We start from the raw sequence: 12,084 nt of genomic DNA, 5'->3' as shown, positions 1-12,084 counted from the left end.
CTGCTTGCCCCGCTTTTTCATCGCCTCGGCGAGAGAGCCGCGCTCAAGGCGCGGGCGTTCCACGCCCTGGCAAGAGTTGGCATGGCGGCCCATGCCGACAAGTATCCGCACCAGCTTTCTGGTGGTCAGCAGCAACGTGTGGCGATTGCTCGCACCCTCATGATGTCTCCGAGCATCATCCTCTTTGATGAGCCGACGTCTGCGCTTGATCCGGAGACTGTGGACGAAGTGCTGGCCGTCATACGTTCGCTGGCGAATGAGGGGGTCACTATGGTCATCGTCACGCATGAGATGAATTTCGCGTTCGACGTATCTGACCGGATCTTGTTCATGGAAAGCGGCCAGGTGATTTGCGACGATACGCCCACCCATATCAAGGCCGGCCTGTACCCTCAGCTCAGGACGTTCCTGAAAAACCTGACGGCAAATGAGAGCCAAGCATGATCGAAAACACCCCGAATATTCCCGCTTTTGTCCGCGTCGCAAACGAGATCCGCAACGAAATTCTCTGTGGGCGGATTCTCAGTGGGGCGAGCTTGATCGAAGCCGAATTGATCGACGTCTATGGTGTTTCGCGCAATACCCTGCGTGAGTCCCTGCAATTGCTTCGGCAGCAGGGTTTGCTATCACAGGAGCGCAACAAGAGCGTTCGTGTGAAACGTCTCTCTGCGGCGGAACTGAAAGATATCTTTGTTGTACGCCGCGCCGTCGAGCTGACAGCGCTACGTGGCCGCAAGGAGGTGCCGGCAGATTGGTTGCGGCGGCTAGGAGATGTGACGCGCGAAAGCGAACAGGCGGTCGCACGGCTGGACTGGCCGGCAGCGGCAACGACAAGCCTGCGTTTTCATCAGGAGATTGTCGCTCTGCATGAGAGCCCGATCTTCGACCAGATGTTCTCTTTGCTGGTTACCCAGTTGCGACTTGTTTTTGTGACCGGGGCACAGGAGCGCACATTCCAGGATCCCTGGCTAAAGCGGGAGACTGAAATCCACGCTTTGCTCTCCGCGAGCCAGTGTGATCAGGCCGCAGAGCGCCTTGAAGCCTACCTGACCGACGCCGAAGCGATGCTGATGAAGCTCATTTAGGCTCACACGTGCATCCAGATGGGGTAAGCCGGAAAATGCCGCTGCCATTCGAACAGAATCCACCTTCGGGCGTCTCTGCGTTTACCGCGGCCTTGTCCGACTATGAGGCGCGCTCTTGGGAGGGACGGGCTGTTTTCCTCGCCGAGCGCTTTGCGACAGCACACGAGGAACTCGTGGATTGGGAGCAACGTCGGCTGGCCGGAAATCCGCTGCCACCGCTTGCCGGTTTGACGATGACGGTGAAGGCGTGTTTTGACGTCAAGGGATGGCCGACCAGCTGCGCGTCCAAGGTGCTGGCGCATTCGCCTACGGCGGAGGAAAACGCCACGATCGTGACTTTGCTGGAAGCGTCTGGGGCGACACTGATAGCGCAGACGAACATGACGGAATTTGCCTACGGTGCCCTTGGCGTAAATACCAGCTTCGGGACGCCTCGTACGCCCCTCGATGCAAAGCAAGAGCGGGTGGCTGGTGGGTCCAGCTCCGGGGCTGCGGTGGCCGTCGCGAGGGGGTATTGCGACATATCGGTCTGTTCGGACACGAGCGGATCAGCCCGTATCCCCGCAGCATTCTGCGGCGTAGTGGGTTTCAAACCGAGCCGTGGCCGTTATCCGGCCGACGGCATGAAATGGTTATCCACGTCATTCGACGTGCCTGGTTTTATGACTCGTTCTGCGCAAATGTGCCAGATGGTCGATGGCGTTCTCTGCGGCAACCCTATTGATGTTCCGCTCCCCAAGGCTCGTGATATTCGCTTGGCGGTGCCGGCTTTCTACAACGCAGTTGTCGTTGACGAGGAGGTTCGGAACGCGGTGTCACATTGCATCAACGTGCTGTCGGGCGCGGGGGTAACGATCAGTGAGATTCCACTAGAAAGCTTGCAGCTTGGTACGAAGATCGCCGCCGAAGGGCGGATCATAGCTTACGAAGCCTATCGGCAGCACAGGGAGCTGTTGCAGCAGTCGCCTCAACTCTACGACCCATTGATTGCCGTCAGGCTGAAGCTGGGGGAGGCGATACCTGAAAAACTCTATCAGGATGCACTGGAGACGTTGCAGGCTTGTCGAGAACAAGTCGATCGGGAGATCGAGCACTTCGATGCGTTTTTGCTTCCCACTGTACCGATGATGCCACCTTGTGTTGACGCACTTGAGGAGCATTCGCACTATCTTGCAGTGAACAGCCGCTCTTTTTCGCTCACTGAGTTCGCGAACCGGATTGACCTGCCGAGCATAACGCTCCCGATCGGAGGTCTGCCGATCGGATTAATGCTGACCGGCCGCCGCGCATCAGACAGCAATCTTCTGGCTATGGCCTGTGCGCTGGAGCCATTTCTCGCGATAAATACTTGAATTTAAAAACAAAATAAGGAGTTTGAAATGATCGTCGTCACCTCACAGGAAATTGCCAGTACTTCGCGGAATGTCTCCGGTCCAGGCTGGCAGAGCCGTCGTATGATCGTGCGCGAGCATGGCATGGGGCACTCGGTTCATGAGACTCGCATCATGGAGGGTTCAGAGCTGCACCTGCATTACAAGAATCATTTCGAGAGCAATTACTGCATCGAAGGCGAAGGGGAAGTTCAACATAAGATCACTGGAGAGGTATTTCCAATCCGACCGGGAACGATCTATTCGCTCAACGAAAATGATCCACACATTTTGCGAGCTACGAAGGGAGACTTGCTACTCGTCTGTGTATTCACCCCGCCCCTGACAGGTAATGAGACGCATAATGCCGACGGCAGCTACGCGAGCGAATGATCTTAGAGTATCTGCTGCAAAGGCAGGTGGCTCTTACCATTACTGCACTGACTGAGCGCACGTACCGGTACTAAATGGTTCTGCGCGACTGTAATTGATGATGTGGATATGTCATTGGGTGAACAGCGAAGTCGGGTAGGCAGATGATAAATGGGGGGCAGGTAAAGTGCCGATATGTTGCATATAGGGTGCGACTTTTTCGTTCAAGTTTAGAGTGGAAAAAGTACGCCAGTAAAGGCGACATGTCATGCAATGACAGTCATGCGATCCGTAGTAGTACGCACAATTTGCAGCGCGTTTTCGGTAGCCTCCGTGCCACTGTTAGTGACCGGACAGGGCACGGGGATAGACTTGGATAGTCGATTTATAAGTTGCTTGTAGGGTTGGTGAGGCAGGGCATTGAAAGTTTCTGTTGTATGGTCTTTTCTATGTAAGCGAAGAACGTCTGGCTATGACGCGGGAAAATGAATGCATGATCTTGCGCACAGCGGAACTCTTAAAGTGTACCCCTCTCAAGCTGCACTCGTTCAAGCACCCATTCAACCAGCGCCGTCACCTTGGGTATTTCGACCGCGTGCTCTGCGTAGGCCATGAAATGTGATTCGGTGCTGCATACCGAGTAGTCCCACGCAATCACCAGTTTGCCCTCGGATATTTCGTCGGCGACCAGAAATCTCGGTATCAATGCGACGCCACAGCCTGCCTGGGCGGCGCGTATACAGAGGTAAAAAGTATCAAAGCGAGGCCCGTGGTAACTCTTCTCTGTATGTAACTGCTGTTCGAGGAACCATTCGTGCCAAGCTTCGGGTCGAGATGCGCATTGCAGCAACACAAGGTCGGTCAGGTCAGCAGCGCTTCTGATCGATAGATCGGCCAGTATTTCAGGAGAGCAAACAGGCACCACCTCCTCGCCGAAAAGTTTGATGCAGATGGCCCCTGGCCAGGATCCTGGGCCGAAGAAAAAAGCGACATCTGCCTTTGCTTTGAGCAAGTCGAATGGTTCAAGTTCGCTGCGTATATCGAGCTGAATATTTGGGAAGCGTTTGCTGAATCCTTTTAGATGCGGTATGAGCCAGCGCGCGCCAAAAGTGGGTTGTGTGGCCACTCGCAGCACTTCGGTTTCGCCCCCATACGAAAGGATGTATCGGCTCGACATGTCAATTTGGGTCAGTATTTTGTCGACTTCAGTGAGATAGAGCTCACCTGCCGAAGTTAGCTGAAGGCGGCGGCGTACGCGATGGAAGAGATGGTTTCTGAGCATCTCCTCCAATTGTGCGACCTGCTTGCTTACAGCACTTTGGGTCAGATGCAGTTCTTCAGATGCTCGAGTGAAACTCAAGTGACGAGCCGATGCTTCGAAGCACTGCAGGGCCATAATGGAGGGGGCTAGGCGTCTGGACATTTCTATCTATGGTCTCAGGCTTTATCGAACGCATCATTCTTCGATGGAATGATGCGCTGAGTAAAGGTCGTTATTATTTGGAGGTGTTTCTACTAATACTGATCCATCTCATCGATTTAAACCACTATCAGGTGCATGCGGGAAAGTTCTCGGCTGACTGCTTGGAATTCTTGGTGTTTCTGAGGTGGAGTCAGTTCTAGGGCCATGATCGAACTCAAAATGCAGGTGCCATTTCGTTTGTCGTTGGCGAATAGTAATGTTGCCAGCCTCTATGCATGTGCTGCTATTTAACGAATTTATGTGTGTTGTAAACTGAGTTTTCCCGAGCACTCTAGGATTTTCAAGTGCACTGTGTGACGTTTTTCAAACTCCATCGGCGACAACAGGTTAGAAAACTGCACTAATCAGAACGGCTGTACTGGGTCGGAGTGAGCAATCGTCGCCTGTTTCGGTTTACGCATTGAAGTCGCCATCAATAACGCAGCAATAGCCAAGCCACTGCTCATCTGCGATTTCATTGGCTAGCCAGCGACCTGCCGAGAAAATAGATCCCGTACTAGGCTCTGTACGAAAAGTACCGTCGCAAACACCGCATGGCACAAGCCAATGAGACCATTGCCGTAAAACTTGTTGCGAGCTTATCGAAACGCGTAAGGATGCGGCGGTTCTCCTTCCGCCATCCGAACATGCGCCCAATGATATTGCGCTGCCGGCATCTGGGGCGATCAAACCGCCAGGGCAAGCCCTGCCTGGGTTTGCGTTTCATGCTACGCAACCTGACCCAACAGCGAAATGAGCTTGCAATGCCCCGATTACTGCTCAGCGATGGCCTGCGCCTATCTCTGGCTACCCCATGTGAAACGGGAACAGACCCTAGGGCCAAGTACAGCCCGCCGTCATACGTGGAAATGATCTCTGTGATTCAAGCTTTGTTGGGTTCTACCACATCGAACTGGCGCTTCATCCTTGGGCCAGTATTCGGGCTGCTGGCTGTGTGTCTGGTTGCTGCCGGCACCAGCGGTGCCAGGTGAACTGCAGTTGCAGGATCGCCGCCCGGGCCATCTCCCGGGCTTGCAGGGGCAGGTCGCGGTCGCCATCCAGGGCCTTGAGCAGGGCCGCCGAGACCGCATCCAGCTGTTCGCTGCGGTTGGCGCTGGGGCCGCCGTGCCTGAGCAGCGTCGCCAGGTGCGCGAGATAATGCTCGCGTTCCGTGGCCAGGGTGCCCCGGGCCGGGTCCAGGCAACTGCGCAATTGCAGCAGCTCATCCCCCAGGTCCAGCCCCAGCAGACCGTTGTCCCAGTGACTGCGGCGGTTCTCGGGCTGCATCTGCCAATACCGCGACACCCGGATCAGCCGATCGGCCATGCGCCCGCCGAACCAGCTTTCGGCCTGCTCCGGCGGGCGTGAGGTGAGCTGCGCCAGATCGAACAGCGAAGCCTTGAACATCCGCCGGTAGTGCTGCTCGCCCGGGTTGAGGCTGACCAGGCGCAGCACCACCACGGCGATGCCGACACCGATCAGGGTAGCCATGGCCTTGTTCAGGAACGCCCCGAGGTCGTAGCTCATCAGGTTGCTGGGGCCGACGTTGTTGACGAAAAAGATGCAGAACGCCGAGGCGATCGGCGCGAGCTTCGGCCGGCTCATGCACAGCGAAGCGAAGAACAGCGGCACCGCCAGCCCCAGGCACAGCAGGGGTAAGCCGTCCCAGGCCGGCAGCAGGCCAAGGCCGACGAATGCCGCCACGGGAATGGACAGGGCAATGCCCTTGAAGAAGTTCAGGCAAGACGCGGCGGGGTTCTCACGTCCGGCGAACAGGCTCAGCACCACGCCACAGATGGAGACGGCCCCCAGCCCCGAGGGCCAGGCGGACAGCAGCCAGAAGCTGGCGACGGCGAGAAAGGCCAGTGCACTGCGCAGGCCTCCCAGCACCCCTTGGCGGATATCCCGGTGCCAGGACAGGGCGCCGGGAGCGCCGGGCGGGACCTGGCCCTGTTCCACGGCACCGACGCTCAGGGCGCTCTGTTCCACCCGTTCCAGGACCTGGGCCAGTTGCACCAGGCACAGGTGACCCTCGGCGGGCAACGATGGGTCCTGCAGAGCCTGTTGCAGGCGCTGGAACAAGGGCGGCAGGGCCGCGTCATGTTCGGCCTGCAAAGCCTGGATGGTTTCGCCGAGCAAGGGTTGGAGTTGCTGCGCGGTGGCAGCATCGAGCATCTGCCGTTGCCGCGCCACGCCTCGGGCGGACCTGAGCAAGCCCAGCAGGTCGCGGCTCAGTACCCGCAGCGCCTGGGAGCGGCGGCGCCCCTGCGGGCCTTCGAACCAAGCGTGATCGCGCTGTGCGTCCACGGTGACAATGCGTCCCAGGGCTTCCAGCAAGCCCTTGCGCTGATCCTCTCCCTGTAGCTCCGAGGCGGCGGCGCGGCGCCCGGCAAGCCAGGCTGCTCGCCCCTGGAGCGCCAGCGTCTGTTCGACCCGACGTGGCCAGAGGACGATGCTTGCCACCGAGGCGCAAATGATCCCCAGGCCGATTTCCGAGCAGCGCGCCACCGCCTGGTCGAATACCTGCAGCGGTGCGGCGGTGGCGGGCAGGGCGATGATGGCAGCGGTGTATCCCGCCAGTACGAAGCCATAGGCGGCATGATTGCGCAGCAGCGAGGCGCCCGTGGTGCAGAAGGCCAGCCACAGGGCCATGGCCAGCAGGAACAGCAGGGGCGCCTGGCCCAGGGTAGCGATCAGCACAATCGAAACCACGGCCCCCACCAGGGTGCCCAGCAGGCGATAGGCACCCTTGGCCAGGACCATGCCGCTGCTGGACTGGCTGACGATGAACACCGTGGTCAGGGCCCATTGCGGTTGCGCGAAATCCAGGCGGAACGCCAGGTACAGGGCCAGCCCGCCGGCAATCAGGTTACGCGCGGCGAACAGCAGGTCGGCAGGGGTGGGGGCGAAGAGGGCTTGCCAGATATCGGCGCGGAAAAAGGTCGGCAGTTTCATCTTTCAGGCATGTCGATAGCTAGCTAATGATTAGTATCGTATCGATTTTGCCGGGGTGTGCCAATCGGCTTTTCAATGAGCGGGGAAGGAAGGGGCTTTGACGGGGAGCGGACGCCCCGCCGGATGGCGGGGCGAGGCAGGGTTACTCGGCGATCTGCAGCTTGCGCGATTCGGTGTACACGTAGCGCACCTTCTCGTATTCGAACGGCGAGTTCAGCTGGCCATATCGAAAGCTGGTCTGGTAGCGCTTGTCGACACCACGCAGCACCCAGATCTCGGGGTGGTTGCTGCTGACTTCCGAGACGTTGAGGAAATTGATCGCCGATTCGGCGGTGTAGTCCACCGCCAGGCCGGCCGTGTCCCTCAGGTTCGACGGGCCGAGGATCGGCAGCACCAGATAGGCGCCGCCGGGCACGCCATAGAAGCCCAGGGTCTGGCCGAAATCTTCGCTCTGGCGTGGCAGGCCCATCTTGGTGGCCGGGTCCCACAGGCCGGCAACGCCGATGGTGGTGTTGAGCAGCAGGCGCGCCGTGGTGTCCATCGACCGCTGGCCCTTGAACTGCAACAGGCTGTTCATCAGGTTCGGGACGTCGCCGAGGTTGTTGAAGAAGTTGCTGACTCCGGTGCGCAGGAAGCTCGGGGTCACATAGCGGTAACCGTCCACCACCGGCAGGAACACCCACTGATCGAAGCGGTAGTTGAAGTGGTAGACCCGACGGTTCCATGACTCCAGCGGGTCATAGATATTCAGGGCATTGAGGGTCGAACGCTCGAACTCGCGCTGGTCCAGCCCCGGGTTGAACTTGAGTTTCTTCAACGGCTCGGTGAAACCGTCGGGGTCGTGAACCGTGGGGGTGTGGGCCTTGCTGTTGTCGGCTTGGGCATAGCCTGCGCAGAGCAACGCAGCGATAAGCAGGAGGTGTTTAGCCACGGAAGAACTCCAGCATGGCGTCGCTGTTGACGCGGTAGTTGAGGTTGCCGCAATGGCCGCCATGGGGGTAGACGGTCAGGCGGTCGCCAAAGGTCTTGCGCAGGAAGCCCAGGTCGCCGGGGCCGAGGATCACATCATCGGCGTTGTGCATCACGGCGATCTTCGGGCTGGCCTTGAGGTAGTCCTGCAGGGCGTAGAGGCTTACCTGGTCGATCAGTTGCAGCAGGCTGCCGCCGTCGGTGCGGGCGCGCCACATCGGGATCACCTGTTCGGTCAGGTAGCAGTCGAAGTCGCACTGCAGGGCGCGCTTGAGAAACGGGGTAAGGCTGGTGCCTTCGCGGATCGGGTACTTGGGCGGGATGATCAGGCCGCGGCGGTTGATCAGGTCCGAGGTGAAGGCGATGTCCGCTGCCGAGAAGCGGAAGGAAGTGCCGATCAGCATGGCCATCTGCTCGTTGGTCAGATGTTGCTTGGACTGCTGGAAGTCATAGAGCAGGGCGTCGTTGAGGTCGATGTAGCCCTTCTGCTGGAAGTAACGGGTCAACTTGCCCAGCACCAGTTCATAGAAGGTGGTGCTGTTGTTGATGCCCTTGACCTCGGTCTGTACCAGTTTGTCGAGGTTGGTGATCGAGGTATAGAGGTTGACCGGCGGGTTGAGCAGCAGCACCTTCTTGAAGTTGAAACTGCGTCGGGTCTCATCCAGCTTGCTGATGAATGCTGCGTCCAGGGCGCCGAGGCTGTAGCCGGTAAGGTAGAACTCGGTGATCGGCAGCTTGGGATGCTGGGCCCGTACGGCCTGCATGACCCGGTACATGTCTTCGGCGTCTTCCTGGCTCACCCCGGGGGTGGCGAAGCGCGAGGCGGCACTGATGAAGTCGAAGCTGGTGGGCGAGGACAGCTGCACCACATGGTAGCCGGCCTTGTAGTAGAGCTTCTTCAGGTACTCGTTGAGGCTGCTGTCGTAGCGCGCGCCGGTACCGGCGATCAGGAAGATCAGTGGCGCGGCGTGGTCCTGGGTGGCGATGCGGTAGGTGAGTTTCTTCACCGCCCAGAAATTGTCCGGGAGGATGAACTCGCGCTCCGGCCGCAGGTTCAGGCTGTAGTCGGACTGACGGATGTCATCGTTGGCGGGCAGTTCCGGGCGCAGCTCCGGGGGGGTGGTGGCGATGGTGGCTTCAAAGGGGTTGGTCAACGGGTAGCCATAGCTGGCCGGGTCGACATCCACCGCCAGTGCGGACGCACTCAGGATAAGGCCGCCGAATAAGGCAGCGAGGCGCAAGGAACGAAGCATGACTGTATCCCTAGAAGGAAGGTACCGAATGAGGTTCGCAGGCTATGACCACCGCGCTGCTGCCGAAGTGCCATGGATGGGCACAAATAACCCCGGCCACAGGCCTGCCGGGAGGTGATAGTAGCCGGACGATACACTTTGCCGCTATTTGCTGAACAGTAATCTGTGCGTCGTGCTTGCCAAGCGTCCGTGGACGATTATGCTGGGCGCCGTTTTGATTGTTCGGAGTGTTTCATGTCCCGCCGCCTTCCCGTGATACTGCTGCTCGTTGTCCTGCCGCTGTGGCTGGCTGCCAGTTATGGCCTGCGCTATGGCTTTATGGAGGATGCTCAGTGGGTGGGCGTCTGTGTCGATGAGGCCGGTCGCTGGGAGTGTTCGCTACGTTCCAGCCTGGGCTGGATGATCCACTTCAAGGTGCTGGGCTGGAGTGCCTTGGGCGCGGCGCTGCTGGGGTTTGTCGTGCCCGGTCGTGCTGGCTGGGGGCTGGCGGTGCTGGCCTTGCTGGTGGGTATTCCGGCCCTGGCCTTGTACAACACCACGCTGGCGGTGTTCGCGGTGGTGATTGCGGCCTTGCGCCTGGTGCGCGCCGCCAAGCCCTAGCCGCAGGCAAAACCTGCGGCCGGGGGGTGTGGATCAGGCGATGCGGGCCCTTAGACTGCGCCATAGCGCGGCCACCATCAGCAGGCTGACCAGGGCCCAGCCCCAGGCCTGCTGGTTGGCCAGGCCTTCCTGATACAGCTGCGGAGCGATGCCAGCACCCAGGATAAAGGTCAGCAGGGCGATTTCGCGGCGTGGCACACGCACCGGGCGGCACAGGTAGACCACCGCCGGCAGCAGCAGGGCCGCACTCGGGAAGCTGCGGTAGCGCGGGTCGAACACCAGCTCCAGCATCATCACCGCGGCGGCGAACCCTGCCGTTGCCAGCAACCAGCCTGCACGCTTTTCCAGGGTATTGAAGGCCCGCAGGCGCCAGCCATCGCGAGGGCTCAAGGCCAGGGCGGCATGGGCCAGGATCAGCAGGTTCAGGCCCAGCAGCAGTCCGGCCCAGCACCATTCGCCAGTGAAGCGGCTGGTGACCCGCGCCAGTTCGCCCCAGGTACCGATGGTGCAGGCCGCCAGTGCGCCCAGCAGCGGCAATAGCAGCGCAGCACGTCGACCGCGAACCCGGCCACCCAGGATCAGGGTGCCGAGGAATATCACCGCGCCCGCGCCCAGCCATTGTGGCCAGTAAGGCAGGTTGGACACCGGGCCTGCGAGGATGCCCTTGTCCTGGCGATCGGCATCGAACAATCCCCAGTAACCGCCGACTGCGCCCTCGCTGGCGCGCTTCCAGGGCTGATCGAAGGCTTCGATCAGGTTGTAGTGCCAGCCGTTCTGTTCTGCCAGGGCAACGAAGCCGCGAATGAACTTGGCTTCGTTGACCCGGCTCGGCAGTGCGGTTTCCCGCTGGCGGCCTTCGCTGGGCCAGCCGGTTTCACCGATCAGCACGTCCTTGGGGGCAAAGCGGTTGCCGAAGACCTGGCGTACCTCGGCCACGTGGTTCAGGGCCGCGTCGATATTCGAGGGGTCGTCCTCCCAGTACGGCAGCAGGTGAATGGTGAGGAAGTCCACCGCCGGCGCGATCTCCGGGTGCTTGAGCCAGAACTCCCAGACATCGGCATAGGTGACCGGCTGCTTGACCCCGGCCTTGACCTTGAGGATCAGCCGCGCCAGTTGCGGCCCGGTGACTTCCTTGCGCAGTAGGGCTTCGTTGCCGACGATCACCGCGCTGACGACATCCGGGTTGGCATTGGCCGAGGCGATCAGCAGCTCGACTTCCTTCTCGGTGTCTACCGGGTTGCTATTGACCCAGGCACCGATCATCAGCTTCAGGCCGTGCTTGCGCGCGAGCTCGGGCAGGGCTTCGAGGCCGGTCATGGAATAGGTGCGTATGCATTCGAAGCGAGTTGCCAGCAGCGCCAGGTCGGCGTCCATGCGTTCGGGGCGCAGTTTGAACGGCTGGTCGAAGGGCGATTGGTCCTTGTCGAACGGCGTATAGGAGGCGCATTGCAGTTTGTGGCTGGCGCTGGCGACGTCCGGCAGCGATACCGGCCGGCCAAGGCCGTACCAGTAGCCACAAAGGGCCAGCAGGCCGAGCAGGCAGGCGAACAGATAAGCTAGGGTGGGGAAGCGGGCTGTGGCGGGCATGGTCAGGCCGTAGGGGAACAAAGCGGGGCATCTTACCCGCATTTGTCCACAGCTTGGTGGCTCGCATGATTTTGACATGCAAAGTTTGGGCGGGCCCTCTGTCGGAGAGGTCGCAGCGCCTGGTTACTGGCTATCTGATGTCGTTGCTGGTTGCCTTGAGGTCGCAGGCAGAGCAGGTCGCGGGCGGTGTCGGGTTGATGATCGAAGCATCAGTACTCCGCTGATGATCGAACGCGTTCGCGGTGAGGCGTGATGGAGGCGCTGAACACCATAACCATACGTTGACGTGCCCGGCAGCCGCCCGGCACTGCACTTTTCGGGGAAGTAACGATGAAGATGCGACGACTCTTAGGCGCAGGTGCCGCACTGGTACTTGCCATCAGCTCCACTCTGGCCAGTGCCGACAGCAAAACCCTGAGCATCGGCTACGT

General features: G+C 59.9%; 10 protein-coding genes and 2 pseudogenes. 6 read left to right on the top strand and 6 right to left on the bottom strand.

Annotated features, from left to right (window positions below):
* The 4 genes from BLX41_RS03950 to BLX41_RS03935 form a co-directional block, all read left to right on the top strand.
* On the top strand, window positions 1-444 hold a 444-nt coding region (locus tag BLX41_RS03950; RefSeq protein ID WP_148059681.1), incomplete at its 5' end, for an ATP-binding cassette domain-containing protein.
* Window positions 441-1,085: a GntR family transcriptional regulator gene (locus BLX41_RS03945; RefSeq protein ID WP_123723855.1), complete on the top strand. Its 645-nt coding sequence runs from the start codon at window positions 441-443 to the stop codon at window positions 1,083-1,085. The genes BLX41_RS03950 and BLX41_RS03945, both read left to right, overlap by 4 nt.
* Window positions 1,086-1,120: 35 nt before the next feature.
* Window positions 1,121-2,437 carry an amidase gene (locus tag BLX41_RS03940; protein WP_123723854.1) on the top strand — a complete coding sequence of 439 codons (1,317 nt, stop codon included), beginning with the start codon at window positions 1,121-1,123 and terminating at the stop codon, window positions 2,435-2,437.
* Between the two features lie 27 nt (window positions 2,438-2,464).
* Complete coding sequence (locus tag BLX41_RS03935; protein WP_123723853.1) at window positions 2,465-2,848, top strand: ectoine synthase; 384 nt, start codon at window positions 2,465-2,467, stop codon at window positions 2,846-2,848.
* 496 nt (window positions 2,849-3,344) lie between these two features.
* Here BLX41_RS03935 and BLX41_RS03925 read toward each other — a convergent pair whose 3' ends face one another.
* The 5 genes and pseudogenes from BLX41_RS03925 to BLX41_RS03900 all read right to left on the bottom strand — a co-directional run bounded on the left by BLX41_RS03925 (window position 3,345) and on the right by BLX41_RS03900 (window position 9,466).
* Window positions 3,345-4,250, bottom strand: a complete 906-nt coding sequence (locus tag BLX41_RS03925) for a LysR substrate-binding domain-containing protein (RefSeq protein ID WP_123723852.1) — start codon at window positions 4,248-4,250, stop codon at window positions 3,345-3,347.
* 556 nt (window positions 4,251-4,806) lie between these two features.
* Window positions 4,807-5,031: pseudogene (locus BLX41_RS03915) on the bottom strand (IS5/IS1182 family transposase); the annotation flags it as partial.
* Window positions 5,032-5,210: 179 nt separating this feature from the next.
* Entirely contained in the window at window positions 5,211-7,244 is a 2,034-nt protein-coding gene (locus BLX41_RS03910; RefSeq protein ID WP_123723850.1) for an FUSC family protein, read from the bottom strand.
* Window positions 7,245-7,386: 142 nt separating this feature from the next.
* Window positions 7,387-8,175 carry an MlaA family lipoprotein gene (locus BLX41_RS03905; protein WP_123723849.1) on the bottom strand — a complete coding sequence of 263 codons (789 nt, stop codon included), beginning with the start codon at window positions 8,173-8,175 and terminating at the stop codon, window positions 7,387-7,389.
* Window positions 8,168-9,466, bottom strand: a complete 1,299-nt coding sequence (locus BLX41_RS03900; RefSeq protein WP_123723848.1) for a serine/threonine protein kinase — start codon at window positions 9,464-9,466, stop codon at window positions 8,168-8,170. Before BLX41_RS03900 ends, BLX41_RS03905 begins: the two co-directional genes overlap by 8 nt.
* Before the next feature lie 234 nt (window positions 9,467-9,700).
* Between BLX41_RS03900 and BLX41_RS03895 the strand changes: the two genes are divergently transcribed.
* Entirely contained in the window at window positions 9,701-10,066 is a 366-nt protein-coding gene (locus BLX41_RS03895) for a hypothetical protein (RefSeq protein WP_123723847.1), read from the top strand.
* A gap of 33 nt (window positions 10,067-10,099) precedes the next feature.
* Here the strand turns inward: BLX41_RS03895 and BLX41_RS03890 are convergent, their stop codons facing one another.
* A complete protein-coding gene (locus BLX41_RS03890; protein WP_123723884.1) occupies window positions 10,100-11,653 on the bottom strand; it encodes a glycoside hydrolase family 17 protein in 1,554 nt (517 codons plus the stop codon).
* 330 nt (window positions 11,654-11,983) lie between these two features.
* Between BLX41_RS03890 and BLX41_RS34340 the strand changes: the two are divergent.
* Window positions 11,984-12,084: pseudogene (locus tag BLX41_RS34340) on the top strand (glycine betaine ABC transporter substrate-binding protein); the annotation flags it as partial.

Origin of the sequence: Pseudomonas protegens (genome assembly GCF_003732485.1) — a bacterium.
GTDB lineage: Bacteria > Pseudomonadota > Gammaproteobacteria > Pseudomonadales > Pseudomonadaceae > Aquipseudomonas > Aquipseudomonas protegens_B.
This window is presented reverse-complemented; position numbering and strand designations above follow the sequence as displayed.